19 protein-coding genes are annotated in these 22,506 nt (G+C 64.5%); 1 reads left to right on the top strand and 18 read right to left on the bottom strand.

All coding sequences use genetic code 11. From position 1 onward, the window contains the following. Window positions 1-157: 157 nt before the first annotated feature. From QMG52_RS11955 to QMG52_RS11875, 17 genes are all read right to left on the bottom strand, one after another. Window positions 158-1,828, bottom strand: a complete 1,671-nt coding sequence (locus QMG52_RS11955) for an amidohydrolase (RefSeq protein WP_283560623.1) — start codon at window positions 1,826-1,828, stop codon at window positions 158-160. A 109-nt stretch (window positions 1,829-1,937) separates the two neighbouring features. Continuing rightward, entirely contained in the window at window positions 1,938-4,808 is a 2,871-nt protein-coding gene (locus QMG52_RS11950) for a DEAD/DEAH box helicase (RefSeq protein WP_283560622.1), read from the bottom strand. Window positions 4,809-4,826: 18 nt separating this feature from the next. Further along, entirely contained in the window at window positions 4,827-5,621 is a 795-nt protein-coding gene (gene tatC, locus QMG52_RS11945; protein ID WP_283560653.1) for a twin-arginine translocase subunit TatC, read from the bottom strand. A 51-nt stretch (window positions 5,622-5,672) separates the two neighbouring features. Further along, complete coding sequence (tatA, locus tag QMG52_RS11940; RefSeq protein ID WP_283560621.1) at window positions 5,673-5,966, bottom strand: Sec-independent protein translocase subunit TatA; 294 nt, start codon at window positions 5,964-5,966, stop codon at window positions 5,673-5,675. Window positions 5,967-5,999: 33 nt separating this feature from the next. Further along, window positions 6,000-6,356 (bottom strand): hypothetical protein, encoded by a 357-nt coding sequence (locus tag QMG52_RS11935; RefSeq protein ID WP_283560620.1) that lies wholly within the window; start codon window positions 6,354-6,356, stop codon window positions 6,000-6,002. 9 nt (window positions 6,357-6,365) lie between these two features. Further along, window positions 6,366-8,360, bottom strand: coding sequence for a helix-turn-helix transcriptional regulator (locus QMG52_RS11930; protein WP_283560619.1), 1,995 nt, complete (start codon window positions 8,358-8,360; stop codon window positions 6,366-6,368). Between the two features lie 156 nt (window positions 8,361-8,516). Then, window positions 8,517-8,915: an FKBP-type peptidyl-prolyl cis-trans isomerase gene (locus QMG52_RS11925; protein WP_283560618.1), complete on the bottom strand. Its 399-nt coding sequence runs from the start codon at window positions 8,913-8,915 to the stop codon at window positions 8,517-8,519. A gap of 51 nt (window positions 8,916-8,966) precedes the next feature. Then, window positions 8,967-9,932: an FKBP-type peptidyl-prolyl cis-trans isomerase gene (locus QMG52_RS11920; RefSeq protein WP_283560617.1), complete on the bottom strand. Its 966-nt coding sequence runs from the start codon at window positions 9,930-9,932 to the stop codon at window positions 8,967-8,969. 108 nt (window positions 9,933-10,040) lie between these two features. Continuing rightward, window positions 10,041-11,405: a Pup--protein ligase gene (gene pafA, locus QMG52_RS11915; RefSeq protein ID WP_283560616.1), complete on the bottom strand. Its 1,365-nt coding sequence runs from the start codon at window positions 11,403-11,405 to the stop codon at window positions 10,041-10,043. 2 nt (window positions 11,406-11,407) lie between these two features. After that, window positions 11,408-12,130, bottom strand: coding sequence for a proteasome subunit alpha (gene prcA, locus QMG52_RS11910; protein ID WP_283560615.1), 723 nt, complete (start codon window positions 12,128-12,130; stop codon window positions 11,408-11,410). Between the two features lies 1 nt (window position 12,131). Beyond that, complete coding sequence (prcB, locus tag QMG52_RS11905) at window positions 12,132-12,953, bottom strand: proteasome subunit beta (protein ID WP_283560614.1); 822 nt, start codon at window positions 12,951-12,953, stop codon at window positions 12,132-12,134. A 9-nt stretch (window positions 12,954-12,962) separates the two neighbouring features. Further along, window positions 12,963-13,160 carry a ubiquitin-like protein Pup gene (locus QMG52_RS11900; RefSeq protein WP_283560613.1) on the bottom strand — a complete coding sequence of 66 codons (198 nt, stop codon included), beginning with the start codon at window positions 13,158-13,160 and terminating at the stop codon, window positions 12,963-12,965. A gap of 140 nt (window positions 13,161-13,300) precedes the next feature. Continuing rightward, window positions 13,301-14,893: a depupylase/deamidase Dop gene (gene dop / locus QMG52_RS11895; protein WP_283560652.1), complete on the bottom strand. Its 1,593-nt coding sequence runs from the start codon at window positions 14,891-14,893 to the stop codon at window positions 13,301-13,303. Between the two features lie 14 nt (window positions 14,894-14,907). Then, entirely contained in the window at window positions 14,908-16,641 is a 1,734-nt protein-coding gene (arc, locus tag QMG52_RS11890) for a proteasome ATPase (RefSeq protein WP_283560651.1), read from the bottom strand. Between the two features lie 81 nt (window positions 16,642-16,722). Next, window positions 16,723-17,844 carry a tRNA (adenine-N1)-methyltransferase gene (locus QMG52_RS11885; protein WP_283560612.1) on the bottom strand — a complete coding sequence of 374 codons (1,122 nt, stop codon included), beginning with the start codon at window positions 17,842-17,844 and terminating at the stop codon, window positions 16,723-16,725. Between the two features lie 257 nt (window positions 17,845-18,101). Continuing rightward, window positions 18,102-19,226 (bottom strand): site-2 protease family protein, encoded by a 1,125-nt coding sequence (locus QMG52_RS11880; RefSeq protein WP_283560611.1) that lies wholly within the window; start codon window positions 19,224-19,226, stop codon window positions 18,102-18,104. A 44-nt stretch (window positions 19,227-19,270) separates the two neighbouring features. After that, on the bottom strand, window positions 19,271-20,104 hold the full coding sequence (locus QMG52_RS11875; protein WP_283560610.1) for an HAD family hydrolase: 834 nt from the start codon (window positions 20,102-20,104) through the stop codon (window positions 19,271-19,273). A gap of 146 nt (window positions 20,105-20,250) precedes the next feature. Here QMG52_RS11875 and QMG52_RS11870 point away from each other — a divergent pair, with 146 nt between their 5' ends. Beyond that, complete coding sequence (locus tag QMG52_RS11870; RefSeq protein ID WP_283560609.1) at window positions 20,251-21,138, top strand: PAC2 family protein; 888 nt, start codon at window positions 20,251-20,253, stop codon at window positions 21,136-21,138. On the opposite strand, the gene mshC is transcribed toward QMG52_RS11870, so the two are convergent. Continuing rightward, window positions 21,135-22,505, bottom strand: coding sequence for a cysteine--1-D-myo-inosityl 2-amino-2-deoxy-alpha-D-glucopyranoside ligase (gene mshC / locus QMG52_RS11865; RefSeq protein ID WP_283560608.1), 1,371 nt, complete (start codon window positions 22,503-22,505; stop codon window positions 21,135-21,137). The two genes, QMG52_RS11870 and mshC, sit on opposite strands and share 4 nt — an antisense overlap. Window position 22,506: the final 1 nt, after the last annotated feature.

The raw sequence follows: 22,506 nt of genomic DNA, 5'->3' as shown, positions 1-22,506 counted from the left end.
GTTGAGCTAAAATCCTACGGGCTGTGGTGGAGGTGTCAACACGCCTCTGACCTGCGGTTTCTGATGTTTCCGCAGGTCAGGAGCGGGTCATTGGTAACAGAAAGTTATATAAAGCAGGGATATACCACCGGCGATTACTGTCGTAAAAACCGGGCCGCTATTGATGGAAACCGGCGGCCTCATCACTGAATCCCGGACCGCTGTACAGCTCGGTCCCTCGGTGCACGGTCTGCAGGCACCTCGGGTCGCTCTCCGTATCCAAGGCCGGCAACAGCGGTGTCCGGGCGCGCGGATCAGTGCTCCAGGACTGGACCCGCTCATCGGCCACCTGCACCATCAGTTCCTCTACGTCCCAGACGGCAAAGCTGGCCGGCGCGCCCGGAACCAGCTGTCCCAGCAACGGCTCACGCTCCCGTGCCGCACGCCATCCCGCGCGGCTGTGTCCGATGAAGGCTGCGCGAGCCGAGATCCTGGCGTCGCTGCGGTGGTGCTGCAGGGCCGCACGCACGCTGGCCCACGGATTGAGCCCGGTGACGGGGGAATCCGAGCCGCAGCAGACCGGCACGCCTGCCGCGAAGAACGCCGCGATCGGGTTGAGTTCCGCGAAGCGGTCCGAACCGAGCCGTGTTTCATACATCCCGCCGGGACCGCCCCAGAGGGCATCGAAGGACGGCTGGACCGAGACCGTCACGGAGTGCTCCGAAAGCGCCGCTATTGCTGCGGCGTCGGCCATTTCGACATGCTCGAATCGATGTCCGGCCGACCGGACCGCCTCGATGCCGACCCGTTGCGCGGCCTGCCGCAGCCCCTCCACGGCAATGTCCATGGCGCCGTCGCCGATCACATGGAAGCCGGCCTGGATTCCCAGCTCCGATGTGGCGGCGAGGTGTTCGGCGACCTGCTGCACGGTAAGGTATTGCATCCCCCGAGTGTCCGGGGTATCGGAATACGGTGTGCGGAGCAGGGCCGAATGGGATCCCAGCGAGCCATCGATGTTCAGATCCCCGGCCAGACCAAGTACAGGGGTTCCGAGGCCGGCCAGTACGGCCCGCGCTTCCTCGGTCGAGCTGACGGCCTGCCCCCAGTACGGCAGTACCTGCGGTAGGGTGTGCGCCATACCGTCAGCCGGGGCCGCCGATGTGCCATCCGTCAGGTCGGCCAGCAGACGAAGGTCCTCCGCGGACCCCACATGCGGGGCGCTCATCTCCGCCACGGCCACGTAGCCGGCCGCTGCGGCCGCGCGCAGCGCCCGCAGCTGGTGGGCGCTGCGCTGGGCGTCCGTGAAGGTGCGGGTGGCGTCACGGGCGACGGCGTGCGCCGCCCGAACCACCAGGCCGTCCCCCAGCCAACCGTCGAGGCCATGCAGGGCGCACCGGGCGGCCAGGGACGATGACACCACTGCGGAGTGCACATCGATGCGGGACAGGTACACGTCCTGCCCGCCTGCGGCGCGGTCCAAGTCGGCGGCCGTCGGCGTCCGGCGTTCCGGCCATCCCGTTTCATCCCAGCCGTGGCCAAGCAACGTACCAGCTGTGGCCGATCGGGCTGCGGCCACGAGCACCAGCACCTCCCGCAGCGACCGGGCATGGGTCAGATCAACCGAAGCCAGTGCCATCCCGGTTTCAGTGACATGAACGTGCGAGTCCACGAACCCGGGAGTGACCAGCGCACCCTGCAGGTCCACCTGCTTCATCCGGGCGTCTGCCAGTGATTCCGCGGCGTGCTCGGTGCCGATCCAGGCCACCGTGTCCCCGTCGATCAGCATGGCCGTGGCCAGTGGATCAGCGGCGCTGTAGACGGAACCATTCCGGTAAAGAGTCAGCGGCATGAGGTGTTAATCCTTTCAAAGAAGAGCCCGGACAACGCGTGCCGGTCGGTGGAGGAATGACAGTTCTCTTCGGCCGACCGGTCCATGAGAAAGGTCGATTCAACGCAGGCTATTCGACGACGGCCGAGTAGGCTACGACGCCGCGGCGAACAGCGCCGATCGCGGCTATGCACAGTCGGGCGAAGGACGGCTCCAGCCCCGGCACCTTGGCCACCTGATCGAGCAGGTCAATGACCTGTTTGGCCCAGCGGACAAAGTCCCCTGCCGCCAGTTCGGTCCCGTCCAGCACGTCCTGCAGCGGGCGCCCCCGGGCCCATTTGTACATCGGCCAGACCAGCCCGAGCTCGGGTTCGCCGGTCAGCGGCAGTTTGTGCGCCTCCTCAACGTCCTCCAGTACAGACCACTGCCGGACCACGGCGTCGACGGCGGATTCCAGGCCGACACTGGGCATCCGCGGCCGCAGGCCCCGGTCTTCACGCTTGGCCTGGAAGACCAGCGTGGACGCCAGCGTTGCCAGCTCCGCCGCGTCCAGATCGTAGAATGCACCGTCACGCAGGCACAATGAGACGAGCAGGTCCTTTTCACCGTAAATCCGGCGCAGCCGCTGGCCGTCGGCGCTGGCCCGCAGTCCGCCGTCGGGCATGGCCTCCAAATACCCGTAGCCGGAGAGCACTTCGCAGACCCGGTCAAAGGTCTTGGCGATGGTGTTGGTGCGTCCCTGGATCTGCCGGAGCAATCCGTCCGTCTCGCGGCGCAGTGTCCACCAGCGCTCGGACCAGCGGGCGTGGCTCTCGCGGTCGCTGCAGCCGTGACAGGGGTGCGTCCGCAGCCGGCGGCGCACCTCGCTGATGGCGCGCTCCTGCCCGGTGGCGGCATCAGACAGGACAAACTCGGGGGCCCTGCCGGACCCGCCACGGAATTCCTGCGGCTGTGTCTGGGACCGTGTGGACGATTCCACCAAGGCGTGGCGCACGGCGGCGCACAAGTCACGGCGGTCCTTGGCCAGCTTCACGTTAAACGCCTTGGGAATCCGGATCCTGGTGACCGGTGTGATGGGACCGGTCAGGTCGTGGATGCTCAGCCGGCGTATCTGCTTTTCCAGGGTCAGAATCGTCGGCCGTGGTTCATGGGAGGATGGATCGGCGCTGACCACGACGGCGACGCCGGGGGTGCGTCCGCCCGGCACCTCAACAACGTCGCCGGGCCGGAGCCGGTCCAGGGAGTCCTCGGCCGAGGATCTGCGCAGGTGCGATTTCTGCCGGGCGGCGGCATTTTCCAGGTCCGACAGGTCCCGGCGCATCCGGGCATACTCCACGAAATCCCCGAGGTGGCAGTGCATCGATTCGGCGTATCCCTTGAGTGATTCCTCCCGGGAGCGGACCTGCCTCGCCAGGCCCACGACGGAACGGTCGGCCTGGAACTGGGCAAACGAGGATTCCAGGATCTCCCGCGCCCGGGACCGGCCGAACTGCGCCAGCAAATTCATACTCATGTTGTAGGTGGGCTGGAAGCTGGAATTCAGCGGGTACGTCCGGCGCGAGGCCAGCCCCGCTACGGCGGCTGGATCGGTCCCAGGCTGCCAGAGCACGACGGCGTGGCCCTCCACGTCGATGCCGCGCCGTCCCGCTCGCCCGGTCAGCTGCGTGTACTCCCCCGCCGTGATCGCCACGTGCGCTTCACCATTAAACTTATCGAGCTTCTCCAGCACCACCGACCGCGCCGGCATGTTCACTCCCAGCGCCAGGGTTTCGGTGGCGAAGACAGCACGGACCAAGCCGTCCACAAAAAGCTGTTCCACTACTTCCTTGAAGGTCGGCAGCATGCCGGCATGATGCGCTGCCAATCCCCGGATCAGTCCGTCGCGCCAGCTCCAGTAACCGAGCACATCCAAATCGTCCGCTGGGATCTCCTGGCACGCCGCATCGACGCGGCCGGCAATTTGACGTTGTTCGTCCTCGGTGGTCAACCACAGGCCGGCCTGCGCGCACTGCCTCACCGCAGCGTCGCAGCCGGCCCGGGAGAAGATAAACGTAATGGCCGGAAGCAGACCCTGCCGGTCCAACGCAGTGATGACCTGCGCGCGGCTGGCCTTACGCACCACGGGCTGCTGTTGGCCACGGAGGTCGGAGCCGCGCAGGTTCCCGCGATGCTGCTTGCCCCGGCCGGCCCGGTGGGCGTAGCTCCCCCGCAGGGAGCCGGCTTCCGAACGCGCCAGCCGGGTCAGTTCGGGATTGACCTCGAAGGGATCCGCAGCACCGGGATCGGGCACGGGCCCGTCGGGGAGCTCACTGAACGGGGTGTCGGAGGCGAACAGGTCGACGATGTCGCGGCCCACCATGACGTGCTGCCACAGCGGAACGGGCCGGTGCTCTGTGACAATCACATCGGTGTCCCCGCGGACGGTATCCAGCCACGCACCGAATTCCTCGGCATTGGAAACGGTGGCACTCAGCGAGGCCAGCTGTACCTCGCTGGGCAGGTGAATGATGACCTCCTCCCAGACGGCCCCGCGGAAACGGTCGGCCAAATAGTGCACCTCGTCCATCACCACGTAGGCCAGGTCATCGAGCGCCTCGGAACCGGCATAAAGCATGTTGCGCAGCACCTCGGTGGTCATCACTATCACCGCGGCGTCCGGGTTGATAGTGGTGTCACCGGTGAGCAGCCCGACGTTTTCCGCTCCGTATTTTGCCGCCAGATCGCTGTACTTCTGATTGCTGAGCGCTTTAATCGGAGTGGTGTAGAACGCCTTGAGCCCACGCGCCAGCGCAAGATAGATGGCGAACTCGCCCACGATGGTCTTCCCTGACCCGGTCGGTGAGGCCACCAGCACTCCGCGGCCGGCCTCGAGGGCGGCACAACCCTGCCGCTGGAACTCATCAAGCTCGAACGCGAAAGTTTCCTGGAAGTCACCCAGCCTGGTGTGCGCCCGTGCGGAACGGGCCATGGCCGCCTGGTATCTCTGCGCTGGCGAGGACATGCTACTAGCCTACGGTAGCTAGAGCTGATCCAGATCCGTCAGCGGTGTCGCACGGTCAGCGGTGCTTTCCGTTTCCGCCACGCGCTTGGCGGTATTCCGGTCCCGCCGCTTGTCATTGAGAATACAGAGGCCGATGGCGCTGAAATAGAGCACCAGCAGCGGCGCCCCGAGGAAGAACATCGAAAAGGCATCCGACCCGGGAGCTGCCATCGCCGAGACCACGGTCACGGCCAGGATGGTGATCCGCCAGGCCTTCAACATCGTCCTGCCGCGGATGAACCCGGCCATGTTCACCGCCACCAGCACCACCGGAACCAGAAACGAAATACCCATGAACAGCATCAGCTGCATGACGAAGGTCAGGTAATCCGTCGCGTGGATGATGTTGGACCCGCCCACAGGCGTGAACGAGGTGAGCGCGACGACTAAGTTGGGCAGGACCAGCCAGCCGGTCCAGATGCCGGCGAGGAACAACGGAATCGCTGCGAACATATAACCGAGCGTGTAACGGCGTTCCTTGCTCGTCAGGCCGGGCGTTATGAACGCCCACAGCTGATAGATCCACACAGGTGAGGAGAAAATCGCGGCGAGAAAAAACGAGCTCTGGATTTTCAGGTCAAACGACGTGGAAACGCCGTCAAAGTTCAGCGAGGCAACCACGCCGCGCTGCTTGCTGATCTCCATCAGTGGCTCGGCGACGGCGGTAAAAAGCCGGTCATACAGAATCCAGCCGACGACGGCGGCGACAAGCAGTGCGATGGCGCACTTGACGAGCCGATTGCGCAGCTCAATCAGGTGGTCTTTAAGGGCCATCCGACCCTCAGGGTTGGATTTGCGCCCCGTCTTCCCGCTCACTGGTCCTAGCTAGGACGGATTGCCGGTGCCCGGCGTGCGGCCGTCACCGTTAACCTGGCCACCGGAATGTGGCGGATTGTTCACGATCTTGCCTTCGACGGGCTGCTCAGCCGGAGCAGCCGCCGTGGCTCCCGTGCCTTCGGTCTTTGAGTCACTCTTCATTTCCTTGACCTCGGACTTGATGATCCGCATCGACTGGCCCAGGCTGCGGGCCATGCCCGGGAGCTTGGGGGCGGCAAAAAGCAGCACAATGACGATAATGATAATGAGAACAACCCAAGGGTTTTCAAAAAGTTTGCCCACGATAAGTCCCTTCCTTTTGGTACATCCTACGTCTTAAGCTGATTCGATGTCGCGCAAGGATTGGAGCTGCCCCCGCGCCGCCCTGCGGGCAACGCGCCGGCGGCGTCGCTCGCACTGCCGTGCGGCCTTGGCAGCGGTGTAATCATCCTTCATTTGCTCCGGCGAGGCAAAGACCGCCCAGCCAGGTGACGGGCGCGCGGCCGGGACCTGGCCGCCGTCGGACGTCTCCTCCGCCGTCCGGCGGTGCTGCGAGAGCGTCGTGCCCGCCTCATGGAAAGCACTGACTGTCGAGGAAAAGCCCCGCCAGACCTTGATTCCGAGCAGCAGAAAATACGCCAGAGACAACGCTCCGAGCGCAATCCAGATAACAATCCATGACCACCAAGGCATGCTTAGAGTCTATCCGGTTTCCCCCGCCGCCCCGGGGACGGCGCCCGGAAGCGGATAGCCCGCCAAGGCGCGGGCGAGCCAGTCCCCGGAGGCTTTGCGCAGCTCCTCCGGTTCGAGGACCTGCCCGCCTCCGCCCAGTCGTGCCATCAGCGCGGGGACTGTTTGGGCCCGGCCCACCGTGATCCGCACCGCGGTACGCCCGTCCGGCAGTGCCGCACGAGCGCGGGCACCGTACGCATCCGCCACCCAGCGGGCATCCGGATCCAGGGCAAGCACGACCTTCAGATCGCCGGCCCCGGGCATAAACACTCCCGGCGACGACATCCGTGCCGGGCCCTTCGACTCCAGCTGCAGTTCCCGGACCGGGGCGGTTCCGGGGGCAGCCACCGCGGTCCGGATACCGTCCATCCGGAAATTGCGCATGCCTTCGGACAGCGTGCACCACGCCTCGACGTACCAGAGAGAGTCGAGGGAGTAGATCCGCATTGGCTCGATCACGCGCTCCGTGACGTCGTCGCGGCCGCGGACCAAATAGGTGATCCGCACCCGCCCCCTGCCCATGACCGCCCGCTGCAGGATAGAGAGCGTTTCCAGTGAGGTCTCCGGAGCTATCCTGGCCTCTACGACGTCGGCCATCCATGCGTCCGGACCGGCTACCCTGCGGACGCTGTCCAGCACCTCCCGCAGCGTCTCCTTGCCCGCCTCGTCCGGGAGCGACTGCAGGGACTCGAGCCCGACCAGCAGCGCACAGGCCTCCTCCTGGGTCAGGCGCAGGGGCTTGGCCAGTTCATCCGCATCACGAATGAAGACGACGCCCTCGTCCCACTGGACGTCGATGAGCTCCCCGTGCTGGTAGCCAGGGAGGCCGCAGACGGAAAGCAAGGCCAGATCCTCGTCCAGCTGTTTACGGCTGATGCCGAATTCCTCGGCCACCGTTGCGGCCTCAATTCCGGAATTCTGGACCAAATAGGGCACCAGATCCAGTAGCCGCCGCAGCCGGTCTTCGCCGGTCGGCTTGTGCCGGACCGGGGCCGCAGGTATGGAAAAGTCCACCGTCGGCAGCGGCGCCCCGGCCGCGGTTGCCGCACCGCTAAGACGGCGTACCACCGCATCCCGCAACGCGGCAGGAGCAAGCACCACCACCGCAGGGCCCATTGAGGCCAGATCATCCGCCAGCAGTTCCGGTTCACGGTAGGGCACGGTGAGCGTGTCCCAGCCCGGGCGGGGCGCCGGAACGGCTCCGCCGGCCAGTTCCCGCAGCAGCTGGCCTCGTCCGGCCGGAACCTCAAGAACCGCTTCGCTCTGCGGGCCGGTGCCCAGGGAGTCAAGGGCCTCCGCAATGTCATAATCCACCGGCGGGGCGAACCCAGCGCCCGGGTCGATGGTGACGTCAGAGGCAATCCTGGACAGCCGGTAGAGGCGCGGCTCTCCCCTGCTGACGTCGCGACCGCTCAGATACCACTGACCGTACCTATTGCCCAGCCCCCATGGTTCGACGTGCCGCGGCCCGGCAGCAACATCCTGGGATTTACGATAAGAGAAGCTGACCCGCCGATGATGTAGCAAGGCATCCCACAAGGCATCAAAAGCGGGCTCCTTGGTGCGGATACGCGACTCCATGGCCGGCCCGGCGCCGGCGGCTTCCGTCCCGGCGACCGTCTCCAGCTTTCGCAGGGCGCGCGCCGCCGCCGACCCCAGCGAAGCCTGCTCCCAGACGCGCGCAGCCAACGAGAGCACCGCCAGGCCTTCGGGTTCCAGCCGGATCTCCGGCAACCGGTAGTCCTCGGGCCGGATCAGGTACTTCCAGGAATTCTCGTCCTCGGCATAAGGATCCCGCACGGTACTGATGGGAATGCCGAGGCGCTTGAGGTGCACCTTGTCGCGTTCAAACATCCGGCCGAAGGCTTCGTCGGAGACCTTCGGGTCATAGCCCTGGATCCGGGTGCGGAGAAACTCACGGCTCCGCCCGTATTGGGAGCCGAGCAGCGCTATGACCAGGTTCATGAGGCGTTCAGTGGAAGAAGCAGACACAACCGCCAGAGTACTAGAGATGAGGGTCCCGACCCGTCCAAGCCTGGCAGGGAGAACGGACACGATCCGGCAGTTCATGAAAGAACGGTGTCCGGGATGTCCCGGACACCGTTCTTCTGGTGCCTTTACTCAGGCGCGCAGGCCGACCAGGTCAACCACAAAGATCAGCGCTTCGTTCGGTCCGATGGCCCCGCCCGCACCGCGCTCGCCGTAGGCAAGGTCGGAGGGGATTTCCAGGCGACGGCGGCCGCCAACCTTCATGCCCAGCAGGCCCTGGTCCCAGCCCTGGATGACCTGGCCCACGCCGACCTTAAAATCGAGCGGGGCGCCGCGGCCCCACGACGAGTCAAACTCCTCACCGGTGGAAAAGGCAACACCGACATAGTGTGCCGAAACGGTGTTCCCAGCCTCCGCCTCCGGACCGGAACCGTCAATCAGGTCCACGATCAGCAGATCCGTGGGGACCCCGTGATCCGGAAAATCAATTTCCGGCTTCTGCCGGTCGTACTCGCGCTGTCCAAACGACATGGTGCTCCTCAAGGTGAATGGTAAATTGAACTTTTTGTCCTGCGGACCGGGTTACTGAATACCGAGGATGTCGACGACGAACACAAGATCGCCGTCGGGCTGACCGGCGGTAGGTGTCGGGTAGCCCAGGGTCTTGGGGATGACCAGCAGCACGCGTGATCCGACGGTCTTGCCGGTCAGGCCCTGCGTCCAGCCCTGGATGACCCCGCTGAGCGAGAAAGTGGCCGTCTTGCCGCGGTCGAAGCTTGAATCAAAGGTCTTTCCATCCTTGTAGGTGACGCCAACATAGTTGGCTACGATGGTGTCGGTAGCCTTGACTGCCGGGCCCTTGCCCTTGATCAAATCCTGCGAGACCAGTGTCGTCGACGCCGGCGTGGCAGGAATGGTGATCTGCGGAACGCCCTTGTCATCATCCTTGACCGTCGGCAGTCCGTCCGGAGGAGTCACCGTGTCCCCTTCGGGTTTGGCGAGCGGCTTGGCAACGTCTTTGGCCGATTCAATGTGGTAGACAACCAGCTGCGCAGGGGCGGCAGGTTGCGCCGGTGCGGCGGTGCTGCCCGCAACGGCAGGTGTCCCAGGGACCCCGTAAGCGATGTCCGAGCCAACCTTGGCACCGACAAAGGTTGCATAGATCAGCGGGTACTGCTGTTGGAACTTGGCGTCGACCACGTACGACTGGCCAGAGGCTTCGGCATACGTATCGCCCAAGGCCGTGCCGTCGTCGGCGTTGAAGGCCGCTAACCGCAGGATCATGGCCTGACCATCGGCCACCTTGGCGCCGTCGCCCTCGGAGACCACCTTAATTGACTCGCTGGCGATTTTCAGCGGTTTCGCGAAGTCGACGGTGGGGGCCTTGCCATCGGCACCCTTGGTCACCTTGACCGAGTCAAGAGCTTCGGCATGGGCGGGCGGTACGCTGACCGTGGACGACGACGACGCCGTGTCCGTGGAGCTGGCGGCGCCGCAGCCCGTCAGCAGCAGCAGCGCGGGGAGAAGTATTGCAAGAATTCGGCGCACAGAAACACTTTCGTCGATGTCAGTGGGGGGCCGAGGCGCAGCTAAGCGCACCGGACCGCGTCCAGCTTAGCCTCCGTGCCTGTGAATTGCCCTTTGGAACCCGGCCGATTAGTCAATGGACCTGACCAAGGCATCGACCCGCTCGTCGGAATTGGCGAAGGGGTCCTTGCACAGCACCGTTTGGTGCGAGCGGTCGTTGAGCTTCAGGTGCACCCAATCGACGGTGTAATCCCGCCCCGCTTCCTGCGCCTTGCGGACAAAATCGCCGCGCAGCTTGGCACGGGTGCTCTGCGGCGGAGTGTCCACCGCAGACTTCACCTCGGCCTCGGTCACCACGCGGGCCGCCGATCCGCGGGCACGGAGGATGTTGAACAGGCCCCGGGTGGGCGAAATGTCATGGTATGTCAGATCCAGCTGTGCCACCCGCGGCGAGTTCAATTCCAGGCCGTTGCGGGCCCGGTAGCCGTCCAGCAGCTTTTTCTTAATGGCCCAATCGATCTCGGTGTCGATGCTGCGGTAATCCTCGGATTCGATGGCATCCAGCGTCCGTCCCCACAGGTCCATAATCCGGGGGACATACTCGTTATGTGCGCCCTCCCGGGCGACAAAGGCGGTGACGGCAGCGAAAAACTCCCGCTGGACCGCCAGCGCCGAAATCTCGCGTCCGCTGGCCATCTTTATCGGCTGACGCCCGGTGAGGTCATGGGAGATCTCACGGATGCTGCGGATGGGGTTCTCCATCCGCATGTCTCGCATGATGACTCCCTTCTCCACCATCCGCAGAATCAGATCCACCGTGCCCACCTTCAGCAGGGCGGTCGTCTCGGACATATTGGAGTCCCCCACGATCACGTGCAGCCGCCGGTAAAACTCCGCGTCTGCATGCGGCTCATCCCTGGTGTTGATGATGGGGCGCGAACGTGTTGTGGCCGACGACACGCCCTCCCAGATGTGATCGGCCCGCTGGGAAAAGGCATAAGCGGCGCCGCTTTGGGTGGGCAGCACCTTGCCGGCCCCGGCGATCAACTGCCGGGTGACCAGAAACGGAATCAGAATCTCGGCCAAACGCGTGAATTCGCCGCGCCGCGGGATCAGATAATTTTCATGGCTGCCGTAGGAATTCCCGGCAGAATCCGTGTTGTTCTTGAAGAGGAAGACCTTGCCGTTAAAGCCTTCCTGCTGCAATCTGTTCTGGGCTTCCTGCACCAGGTCGTCGAGAATCAGCGTGCCGGCCTGGTCCTGGGCGATCAACTCGGCAATGTCATCGCACTCGGCCGTGGCGTATTCCGGGTGGGAACCGACATCCAGATACAGCCGGGAGCCATTGGTGAGGAAAACATTGGAGGATCTGCCCCAGCTGACGACCTTGCGGAACAGGTAGCGCGCCACCTCTTCCGGCGACAGCGGGCGGGAATCCGGACTTGAATACGCAATGCCGAACTCGGTTTCAATCCCAAAGATCCGCTTATCCATGCTCAGCGCACCGCCTTTCCCTCGAGAATGTCCGCCACGTCCTGTTGGCGGAGCCGGCGGAAGGCGCGCCGCACGCCCAGGTTGGTTTCCGACTCCCGATCCAGTACCGCAACCTCCAGGTTCCCGGCCCCCGGTCCCTGAGCCGCGTCCGGGGTCCTGGCCGAGGCCAGCGCGTCAACAGCGAGCCGGATGGAATCGGCAAAGCCAGCGACCGCGTTCCATCCGGTGGCCACGGCATCCTGGACGGCGTCGGCCTGACCACCCATCGCCACAAACCCATAGGCGTCGGCGATTGAACCGTCAAAAGTCAGCCGATACAGATGATCCAGTTCCTGGCTGCGGCCCACCTCGGCCACCGCCAGCTCCACCTCAAAAGGTTTCTGTTCGGCGGTGAAAACGGCCCCCAGGCTTTGGGCGTAAACGCTGGCCAGTCCCCTGGCGGTCACATCCTCCCGGTCGTAGGAGTACCCCCGGACGTCCGCGTAACGCACCCCAGCCTGCCGCAGGCTTTCAAATTCGTTGTACTTGCCGACGGCAGCGAAGGCTATCTTGTCGTAGATTTCGCCGATCTTATGCAGCGACGGCGAGGGATTCTCGGCGACCAGTGCGATCCCGTCGGCGCAGCTGATGACCACGACCGAGCGTCCGCGGGCAATCCCCTTGCGGGCAAAATCGGCCCGGTCCTTCATCATTTGTTCCGGTGACACATAGAACTGTTGCGTCATTTTAGGCCTCCCGTGCCTGTGCGGTCCGTGTGGCGACAACGATCTCGACCGTCGCCCCGAGTTCACGTTCGCTCACCTTACGGGCCCCGGCCCGCGTGACGGTGTAGACGATCGGCCACAACCGCCGGACGATGTCGGGGCCACCGGTGGCGGAATCATCGTCGGAGGCATCGTAGAGTGATTCCACCGCGACCCGCACCGCATCAGATTCGCCCAGATTTGGTTTCCAGAGTTTCTTCAGCGCCCCGCGGGCAAAGACAGACCCGGAGCCGACGCTGTGATGCTCCAGTTCCTCGTACCGGCCGCCGGTCACGTCGTAGGAAAACAACCGTCCAATGGAGCGGCCGGTATCAAAGCCGGCAAAGAGCGGAATGACGGCCAAACCCTGCAGCGCCATGGGCAGGTTTGCCCGGATCATCGCTCCCAGCCGGTTGGCCTTGCCATCGAGGCTCAGCAGCGTTCCCTCGATCTTCTCGTAGTGTTCAAGCTCCACTTGAAACAGCCGGGTGATGTCGATCGCTATGCCGGCGGTGCCCGCTATTCCGAGCACCGAATACTGGTCAGCCGGGAAGACCTTCTCGATGTGCCGGCTCGCGATCATGGTGCCCATGGTGGCCCTGCGGTCCCCGGCCATCAACACGCCGCCGGCAAACGAGAGCGCCACGATGGTGGTCGCGTGCGGTAGGGGCGGCAGGGAACCTGTCGGGAGCGTCCTGCCATAAGGGAGCAGATCGGGGCGCGATTGGGCCAAGTGTTCGCTGAAGGACGACGTCGCCGCTGCGGCTACGCGCCCGGCCGTGGACTCATGTGCCAGATTGCCCATGCGGTTGTCCTACTGCCCGCCCTTTTGGACGAAGCCGCGGACAAATTCTTCGGCATTGGATTCAAGCACGCCATCGATTTCATCCAGCAGATCGTCCAGGCCCTCGGTGGCGGCAGAGGTCTGCGCACCCGCCGGCGGAGCCGGCGCCTCGGGAGCCTCGTCCTCCTCAGTGCGACCCGTTGTGTTCTTTTGTTCCTGACCGGCCATCGTGATCCCCTTTCAACTGTTCGTCCTTCTCTCATCCTGCCACGAACTGTCCACGCCACGGGTGTGTGCCGGGTGCCGGGTTTCCCGAGGCTGGATTCCGCGCCGTTTCCTGCCTAGCCGTATTCCTGCGCCGCAGCGCATTACCGGGGCAGGTCGAGTAGCTCGGCCAGGAAGTCCGCGGCGTCCCGGTGCCGATCGAACAGTCCGCTTGTCAATGCGCGGGTCCCGCGCAAAGGCTCCCGGGTCGGCACGCGCTGCAGACGGCGCTGGCCGGGCAGTTCGAAGATCACCGAATCCCAGCTGGCACCGATGATGTTCGCGCCATAGCGTTGGATGCACTGGCCCCGGAAATAAGCTCTCGTGTCTTCGGGCGGCTGCGCGACGGCGCGGGTGATGTCTGCCTCCGGCACCAGTCGGTCCAGCCGACCTCGGGACAGCAGGCGATAATAGAGTCCCTTTTCGGGGCGGACATCAGACCACTGCAGGTCAATCAGCCCCAGCCGCGGGTCGTCCCACTCCAGCGAGTCCCTGTCGCGGTACTGCTGGAGCAAAGACAGCTTGGCCGCCCACTCCACCGATCGCGAAGCCGCCGACGGGCCTGCCCCGAGCTGGGTGAGGACGCTCTCCCAACGCTGCAGCACTTGGTCCGTATGGCCGTCGCCGCAGGGCCCTGCGGCTCCGGTCTGCGCCGTATGTCGCTGCGCCGCCTCAAGATACATCCATTGGATGTCCAGGGCCGTGACGCGGCGCCCCTCGGACAGCCCGATCAAGGCGCTCATCCCGGTGTCATGGCTGACCTGGCGCAGCGACTCCACCGGCCGCTGGACCTTGAGATCGGGTGCCGTGCCGTGCTCGATCATGTCCAGCACCAGCGCCGTGGTGCCAAATTTCAGGAAATTTGAGATTTGGCTGAGATTTGCGTCTCCGATGATCACATGCAGTCGACGGTATTTCTCCGCCGTCGCATGCGGTTCGTCGCGCGTGTTGATAATAGGCCGGCGGATCGTGGTTTCGAGGCCCACCTCCGCCTCAAAAAAGTCCGCTCGCTGGCTTAGCTGGAATCCCTTGCCGGTTCCGTCCTGCCCCAGTCCGACGCGTCCGGCGCCGCAGATCAGCGCACGGGTGACAAAGAACGGTGTGAGCCCGGAAACGATATGGCCGAACGGCACCGCCCGCGGCATCAGATAGTTTTCGTGGCTGCCATAGGAGACGGACTTATTGTCCGTATTGTTTTTATACAGGTTCACCGCGGGCAACCCTGGGGTTCCGGCGATCTGCCGCACCGCAGCCAGAGCCACCAGGTCCCCTGCCGCGTCCCATACCACGGCATCACGCGGGTTGGTCACTTCCGGACTGGAATACTCCGGATGCGCGTGGTCCACGTAGAGCCGGGCACCGTTGCCAAGGACCATGTTCATCATCAGCGGGCCGGTGTTGCCCGCACCGTCCTGATCCGGATCCGGCTCACCATTTTCCAAAGCAATCTGGGCGGCCGTCAACTCCTCCGGCTGGTCCGTGAGCTGGGACGGATGTGCCTGCTGCCGCGGTACCGACCAGCCGCGCGCATCCGCCAACGGATCCTCATCCGTATAATCCCAGCGCGCTTCGCTGCCGCCCGCCGCACGCTCACCGGTCAGCAGGGCATAAGCATGCACGACCTGGCTGGAGAGCCAGGTCGCGTTGCTCCCGGGCGCTCCGGGCGCGTGGATACCATATTCGGTCTCCGCGCCCATCACCCGGACAGCGGTCACAGATACTGCCCGGTGTTGGACATGGTCTCGAGCGTCTTGCCGGGCTCCTGGCCAGCCTTACCCTGCACAATGGTGCGGATGTAGGTTATCCGCTCGCCCTTCTTGCCGGAAATTCTTGCCCAGTCATCCGGGTTGGTGGTGTTCGGCATGTCCTCGTGCTCACGGAACTCATCGACCACCGCGCGGAGCAGATGGTCGATCCGGATGCCCCGCTCCCCCGTGGTCAGCAGGTCCTTGATGGCGTACTTTTTGGCCCGGTCCACCACATTCTGAATTACGGCTCCGGAGTTGAAATCCTTGAAATAGAGCATCTCAGTGTCGCCATTGGCGTACGTCACTTCGAGATACTCATTGGACTTTTCGGTGGAGTACATCGCCTCCACCGTGCGCTGAATCATGGCCTCCACGGTTGCCTGCCGGTCCCCACCATTGGCGGCCACGTCATTGGCGTGGAAGGGCAAATCAACCGTGACATATTTGGCAAAAATATCCGCCGCGGCTTCAACATCCGGCCGCTGAATCTTGACCTTGACGTCCAGCCGTCCCGGCCGCAGGATCGCGGGATCGATCATGTCCTCGCGGTTGGACGCACCGATGACGATGACGTTGTCCAGCCGTTCCACTCCATCGATCTCACTGAGCAGCTGCGGCACGATAGTGGTCTCCACATCCGAGGAGATGCCTGTCCCCCGGGTGCGGAAGAGAGAATCCATCTCGTCAAAGAAGACGACGACTGCACTGCCGTCGGAGGCCTTTTCGCGGGCCCGGCTGAAGATCATCCGGATCTGCCGCTCGGTCTCCCCGACATACTTGTCGAGCAGCTCGGGTCCCTTGATATTGAGGAAATAGCTCTTTTGGTCCTTCGACCCGGAACGCTCCGCCGCCCTGGCCGCCAACGAGTTGGCCACGGCCTTAGCGATCAGCGTCTTTCCGCAGCCTGGAGGGCCGTAGAGCAGAATCCCCTTCGGTGGCTTTAGACCGTGTTCGCGGTACAGGCCCGGATGCAGGAACGGAAGTTCCACCGCGTCACGGATCTGCTCGATCTGCGGCCCCAGCCCGCCGATGTCCTGGTACGAAATGTCCGGCACCTCCTCGAGGATCAGATTCTCCACCTCGGAACGGGGAACCTTCTCCAGCGCGTAGCCTGTCCGCGTGTCCACTGACAGTGCGTCCCCCACACGCAGCTTCATGCTCTGTAAAGCGCCGGAAAGCCGGATCACGCGCTCGTCATCGGACCTTCCGATCACCAGCGCACGGTCTGTACCCAAAAGTTCCTTGATCGTCACCAGCTCTCCGACCCGGTCAAAGCCCAGCGCCGCCACCACTGTCAGCGACTCATTGAGCAGCACCTCCTGACCGACGCTGAGTGAGCGGACATTCACCAGGGGGCTCAGGCTCACGCGCATCTTCCGGCCGGAGTTGAACACGTCAACGCTCTCCTCCGTCTGGGCAACGCCGGTAGCACCTGCGACGGACTGCCGGCGAGCGTTGATCTGCAGCAGCGTCCCGAAACTGAACGGGGCCTGGCCGTCCTTTTCCAGCGCGCTCCTGAGCTTGACGATCTCGGCCTTAGCGGTTTCGAGCATCGTGACCAGACGCGAGTTGTTCGCCGTAGCCGCAGCCAACTGCCGGTCCACATTGCGCAGCTTATCCCGGAGCAGGTTAAGCTGACGCTCCACCGCCGCCGGCTGTGCCTGCAGATCCGGAGTCTGAGGAGTATCTGCATTCATCGGTTCGCCCACGATGGTCAAATCCTTCCGTTAGGAGGCAACGCCTCTTCCCTGGCTTGCCATCGGTTCTTGTCTAAGACCCTAGCGTTCTTTACTGATTTCAACGGCACTGGGCTCGACGTCGTGATGGTATTCCGCGCCCTCCCCGTTCTCAACGTCCGGCGGCACGGAAGTGTTTCCCGGCCTCCCGGGCACCGGAACCGTGGAGGTCGCCTCGCGGGCGGCACGGCGTAGTTTCTTGTCCGAGACGGCCCGCTCTCCAACGTTCGCCGGAGTCCAGGCATTCAGGTCTTCCGCACTGAACTCGGTCTTGGAGGGCCGCCGCTTAGGCGTCAGCCCCGTAACGCCATCGGCCAGCCTGCGGGTAATCAGCAGGAATCCGGTATGAGCGACCATGCGATGGTCGGGACGGACGGCCAGGCCCTCCAGATGCCAGCCGCGGACCATGGACTCCCATGCGTCCGGCTCGGTGAAGCGGCCATCGGCACGGATGGCCTCCGCCGTACGGGACAACTGTGTCACAGTGGCCACGTAGTTGATCCAGACTCCGCCAGGAGCCAGCACCGTAGCCACCGCGTCGACGCATTCCCAGGGCGCCAGCATGTCCAGCACCACGCGGTCGACGCTGCCGGCTGCTTCCTGCCGGACCACCTCATCCTGGAAATCGCCCAGCGAGATCTTCCAGGCCGGGTGTGAACCGCCGAATATGGTCTCCACGTTCCCGCGGGCGATATCGGCAAATTCTTCCCGGCGTTCGAAGGAGTGCAGGTAACCGCCGTCGCCGACTGCGCGCAGCAGCGAGATGGACAGTGCGCCGGAACCGACACCGGCTTCGACCACACGAGCGCCAGGGTAAATATCCGCCATCGTAATGATCTGCCCGGCATCCTTTGGATAGACAACGGCTGCGCCGCGCGGCATCGACAGCACGAAATCCGAGAGCAGTGGGCGCAAGGTCTGGTAGAGCTGGCCGACGTTGTTCGTCACCACTGAGCCCTCGGGCATGCCGATCACCGCATCGTGATTAAGGAAGCCCTTATGCGTGTGATAGGCCGACCCCTCGGTGAGTGTGATGGTATTCATCCGGCCGCGCTCATCCGTCAGCTGCACCCGCTCACCGGCTCTGAAGGGCCCGCGCCTGGCCGCGGCACCGTGCGGTTCTGCCCGGACGCCGGGGGCCGGCTTGGCGTGGATCTGGCTCATACTCAAGGTCCTTACTGATGAAAGTTAAGTGAACAATTCCTGTGCGTCGACGGAGGCCGGAAGACCGTCGTCCAACCGGCCGCTGCTTCAGCGAAGACCCGCAGCCCGCCCCGCGGTCAGCCGTTGCCGGCCGCCCTCCCCGGGCCAGCCAATTCCGCCCGGCGACCCCCGGTCCAGCCGACTCCGCCGGGCCGCCCCGCGCTTCAGCGGATGCCACCACCCCGCCGGGCGCGTCGGCCCCTCCGGCTGTCAGCTGGTCAACTGCTCAGCCGGGGGTCGGGTTTGCCGGTAATGGCAGCGACCACCACGGCCTGGCTGAGCACCCCCGTCACCTGACCGCGCTGATCGATCACAGCGTATTCGCTGCCGGCCAGCTGAGCCAGATACTGGACCAGTTCCTGTCCCGAGGCCGACTGCGGCACATACGCACCGGCAGCAAGATTTCTGGCCACCGCCGTGGCCGGCGTGTTAACTGCAACGGCACCGGGAACACTGGCCAGCACGTTTTGGTCCACGATCGCCGAGGGCCTGCCGTCGGGCGTACACAGCACAATGGAAAGCCCAGGATTTGACCCGCCCACGGCGAGCACCTGCGCCACGGAGGACCCGTCCGGCATGCCGACAGCCCTGTCGCTGAGCCGGCCGGCGCTGATCTCCGGCAGCCGCAGCCGCATCCGGGCATTGCTGATCGCAGCGGTGGCGCCCAGCCAGAGGAAACCGGCAATGAACACCGTAACCAAAATGTTGGTGCTGCTCGGCTGGCCACCGTTGAGCAACGGTAACCCAACGACGGCGAGGACCAGCAGGACCACGATGATTCGACCGGCCCAGCCCGCCGCGACTGTTCCCTTTTCCTGGCTTCCGGTTGCCTTCCAGACAATCGACTCAACCAACCGGCCGCCGTCGAGCGGTAAACCGGGCAGCACATTGAACGCGCCGATCAGCAGATTGGCCCACACGAAGATGTTGACCAGCGTGCTCAGCACTGCCGCCTGCAGGGTCTGCGGTACGGCAAGGTTATTGAGCAGCAGCCAGCCCAGCCCGGCCAGCGCGATGTTGGCCACCGGTCCGGCAAACGCCACCAACAGCGAACGTCCCGGAGTGGCTGTGAAATTCTCAAACTGGGTGTGGCCGCCCCAGAGGTTCAGCACGATCTTCTGCGTGGGCCAGTGATACACCTTTGCCATCAGCGCGTGTGCAAGCTCGTGGACCAGTACCGAGAACAGCAGCAGCAGGGCGTAAATGAAAGCCACACCGTAGGCGCCGGCGCCCAAGCCGGGATAGCCCTGGGCCAGCTGCGGGCCGAAGAGGAACACGGTAACCGCCGCAATCAAAAACCAGGAGTAGGCCAAGACGATCGGGATGCCCGCAATCCTGCCCATCGGAATCCCCTCGCGCACTATCCTCGCACCGGTCGCGGGCGTACTCACTCTGCGCTACCAGTGGCTGTGGAACCGACGGGTGCGGAAGCGGCGGCGACCCCGACTGTGGGGATCAATCCGGCGGCGAGTTGGACAGCCCGGTCGCAGACCAATCCACGCAGGTCTTCCACGCTACGTCCGGCCAACGACGTCCAGGTGGTACGGCCCGCATCCTCGGGCAGCGGCACCGAGTGGGGAATCGCCAGCGTCACCACGCCTGAAGCCTGCGCGGAGGCGACGCCGGGTATGGAGTCCTCCAGTGCCAGGCACTCGTGGATACTCAGCTGCGGATCCAGCACCCGCAACCGCTGCACCGCGGTCAGATAGGGTTCCGGATGCGGCTTACCGTGTGTGACTGCGTCACCGGTGACCATGAATTCGAAATACTCCTGCGGCAAACCAGTAACAATTTCAGCCGCCAGCGGGGTCTCGCTCATCGTCACCAGCGCACAGCGCACGCCGGCTTCGAAGAGTCCATGCAGCAGTTCCCGCGCGCCCGGCCGCCATGGAATTTCCTGCCGCACCTGCCGGATCACCTCGGCGGTCAAATGATCGATGATTTCACGGATCTCCATCCGGACGCCGGCCTGCTGGAGCACACCGGCAGAGTGCACCAACGACTGCCCCACCATGCCCATGGCCTGTTCCTGGCTCCATGTACCACCATGGGCGTGGACCAGAGCAAATTCCGCGCTGATCCAGTACGGCTCCGTATCCACCAAGGTGCCGTCCATGTCCCAGAGCGCAGCCTTGAGGGTGGCCGTCCGAGGCCTCTGCCCGGCATCACCGGGCACCCCCGAATCTCTGGACTGAACGCTGGAAACCGCCGAAGAATGCATGGATCCAGTCTACGGGGCGCCACGGGAAGCCAGTGGCGTCTATGCTCAGCGCGAATGTGCATCCGACCCAGCCGCCTGGAGCGCCGCTAAGCTCTTAGCCGTAATTGGTGCCCGTCAAGTCCCCGCCGTCGTAGGGTGGAGGCGTGATGAGTTACGACGAAGGCGCCACGTCTCCCGTGAGCCGGCTGATCGAGTCCGTGCCCGACGGCGAACGGGTCACTGTCATGCTCGCGGCATTCGAAGGCTGGAATGACGCAGGCGAAGCCGCCAGTGACTGCCTCAAGTACCTGCACCGGCTGTGGGGCGCCAAAAAAGTCGCCACGCTCAACCCGGATGAGTACTACGACTTTCAGTTCACCCGGCCCGCCGTGAGACGCAACGCCGCCGGAGCGCGCAAAATCAAGTGGCCCACCACGAAGCTCACTAAGGCCTCGGTGCCGGGATCAAATGTGGACGTGGTGTTTGTGCACGGCATCGAACCGTCGTACCGGTGGCGCGCCTACACGGCCGAGCTGCTGGCACATGCCGCCGGACTGAATGTGAATTATGTCGTGCTGGTCGGTGCCCTGCTGGCGGATGTACCGCACAGCCGGCCGATCCCCGTGACCACCACCAGCGACGACGACGAGCTGCGGACCCGCTTGAATCTTGAATCCTCACAGTATGAAGGCCCGATTGGCATTGTCGGGGTGCTGGCCGAATTGGCCCTGCTCGCGGGGCTGCCCACGGTGTCGCTATGGGCCGCCGTCCCGCACTACGTCGCGCAGGCGCCATCACCTAAGGCGCAGCTGGCCCTGCTGAACCAGATCGAGGACTTGCTGCAGATTACCTTTGACACGCAGGAAATGGCAGAGGAATCCCAGGCTTGGGAACGGGGGGTCGACGAGCTTGCCACTGAGGACCCGGAAATCGCCGCCTACGTCCGGCAACTGGAGGAGGCAAAGGACACCGCGGAACTGCCCGAGGCCAGCGGGGAATCCATCGCCCGCGAATTCGAGCGTTACCTCAAACGACGCGGCAAGGACATGCCTTAAGGCTGGACGACGACGCCGAGCAGCGCCTCGAGCGCGTCCGTAACGACCGCGGAATCCAACCCGGAATGCCGGTCAGCAGGTCGCGTTCCGGAGGCCGGCTGAGCGGCCGCCCACCTATCCACGACCGCCAGTGCCCGCGGAGCATCCAGATCAGCGGCCAGCGCCGCCCGCACCCCGGAAACCAGCGCAGCTGCGGACCCGGGGCGTGTATCAACCAGTGCCTGCCTCCAGCGCAGCAGCCGTTCCTTTGCCTCCGCCAGGACCCCGTCCGTCCAGCACCAGTCGCTGCGGTAGTGATGGGCCAGGATCGCCAGCCGGATGGCAACAGGGTCAACACCACCAGCCCGCAGCTTGGAGACCAGGACGAGATTCCCCTTTGACTTGCTCATTTTCTCACCGTCCAGCCCCACCATTCCGGTATGCACGTAGTGCCGCGCCATCTCAATACCGCTCAGGGCATAGGCATGCCCCGCTCCCATCTCATGGTGCGGAAAGACCAAATCGGAACCGCCGCCCTGGACCGTAAACGGAACGGGCAGAAAACGCTGGGCAATGACCGTGCATTCGATGTGCCAGCCGGGGCGCCCCGCGCCGAGGGTCGCACCACTCCAGCACGGCTCGCCCTCGCGGGCCACGCGCCACAGCAACGGATCCAGCGCATTACGCTTGCCTGCCCGGTCGGGGTCTCCCCCGCGCTCGGCAAAAACGGGCAACATCTCCTGCGGCGTCAGCCCGCTGACCTGCCCAAGCCACCATGCGCCGTCGTCGGCTGCCCTGACGGCAACCGCTGCGCCCTCACGGGTCCCGCCGACAGCAACCGAGCCGCCGTCATGAGTGCCGCCTGCGGCCGGCGTGGAAGCCGCCTCGACGGAGAAGTAGATATCTCCGGAAGGCTCCCCATCCGACCCTGGCACGGAGTACGCCAAGCCCGCTGCCACGAGCCGTTCAACCTGCGGAACAATCCACTCAATGGATTCCACGGCGCCGATGTAATGTTCCGGTGCGAGAACGTTGAGCGCTTCCATGTCCGCCCGGAACAGATCCGTCTGTTCGACGGCCAACTCGCGCCAATCCACGCCGTCGCGGACCGCACGCTCCAGCAGCGGATCGTCCACATCCGTCACATTCTGAACGTAGCTGACACTTTGGCCGGCGTCACGCCAGGCACGGTTCAGCAGATCGAACGCAACGTAGGTGGCTGCATGGCCAATGTGCGTCGCATCGTAGGGAGTGATGCCGCAAACGTACATGCTGGCCGAATCCTGGACGGGCAGCGGACGGACCGCTCCTGAACTGGTTTCGTGCAGACTAAGGGCGGCCATCGATCCGGCGAGCTGCGGAACGGGACGGGAATTCCAAGACTTCACC

Origin of the sequence: Paenarthrobacter sp. PH39-S1, from assembly GCF_030063245.1 — a bacterium.
Lineage (GTDB): Bacteria > Actinomycetota > Actinomycetes > Actinomycetales > Micrococcaceae > Arthrobacter_M.
The sequence above is the reverse complement of the archived record's forward strand: the minus strand, read 5'-3'. Positions and strand labels throughout refer to the sequence as shown.

Excerpts from the sequence above, each read along its gene's own strand:
- QMG52_RS11955 (WP_283560623.1), bottom strand. The coding sequence starts at position 1,828 with ATGCCGCTGACTCTTTACCGGAATGGTTCCGTCTACAGCGCCGCTGAT.
- QMG52_RS11950 (WP_283560622.1), bottom strand. The coding sequence starts at position 4,808 with ATGTCCTCGCCAGCGCAGAGATACCAGGCGGCCATGGCCCGTTCCGCA.
- tatC (WP_283560653.1), bottom strand. The coding sequence starts at position 5,621 with ATGGCCCTTAAAGACCACCTGATTGAGCTGCGCAATCGGCTCGTCAAG.
- QMG52_RS11935 (WP_283560620.1), bottom strand. The coding sequence starts at position 6,356 with ATGCCTTGGTGGTCATGGATTGTTATCTGGATTGCGCTCGGAGCGTTG.
- QMG52_RS11930 (WP_283560619.1), bottom strand. The coding sequence starts at position 8,360 with ATGAACCTGGTCATAGCGCTGCTCGGCTCCCAATACGGGCGGAGCCGT.
- QMG52_RS11925 (WP_283560618.1), bottom strand. The coding sequence starts at position 8,915 with ATGTCGTTTGGACAGCGCGAGTACGACCGGCAGAAGCCGGAAATTGAT.
- pafA (WP_283560616.1), bottom strand. The coding sequence starts at position 11,405 with ATGGATAAGCGGATCTTTGGGATTGAAACCGAGTTCGGCATTGCGTAT.
- prcA (WP_283560615.1), bottom strand. The coding sequence starts at position 12,130 with ATGACGCAACAGTTCTATGTGTCACCGGAACAAATGATGAAGGACCGG.
- prcB (WP_283560614.1), bottom strand. The coding sequence starts at position 12,953 with ATGGGCAATCTGGCACATGAGTCCACGGCCGGGCGCGTAGCCGCAGCG.
- QMG52_RS11900 (WP_283560613.1), bottom strand. The coding sequence starts at position 13,160 with ATGGCCGGTCAGGAACAAAAGAACACAACGGGTCGCACTGAGGAGGAC.
- dop (WP_283560652.1), bottom strand. The coding sequence starts at position 14,893 with ATGGGCGCGGAGACCGAATATGGTATCCACGCGCCCGGAGCGCCCGGG.
- arc (WP_283560651.1), bottom strand. The coding sequence starts at position 16,641 with ATGAATGCAGATACTCCTCAGACTCCGGATCTGCAGGCACAGCCGGCG.
- QMG52_RS11885 (WP_283560612.1), bottom strand. The coding sequence starts at position 17,844 with ATGAGCCAGATCCACGCCAAGCCGGCCCCCGGCGTCCGGGCAGAACCG.
- QMG52_RS11880 (WP_283560611.1), bottom strand. The coding sequence starts at position 19,226 with ATGGGCAGGATTGCGGGCATCCCGATCGTCTTGGCCTACTCCTGGTTT.
- QMG52_RS11875 (WP_283560610.1), bottom strand. The coding sequence starts at position 20,104 with ATGCATTCTTCGGCGGTTTCCAGCGTTCAGTCCAGAGATTCGGGGGTG.
- QMG52_RS11870 (WP_283560609.1), top strand. The coding sequence starts at position 20,251 with ATGAGTTACGACGAAGGCGCCACGTCTCCCGTGAGCCGGCTGATCGAG.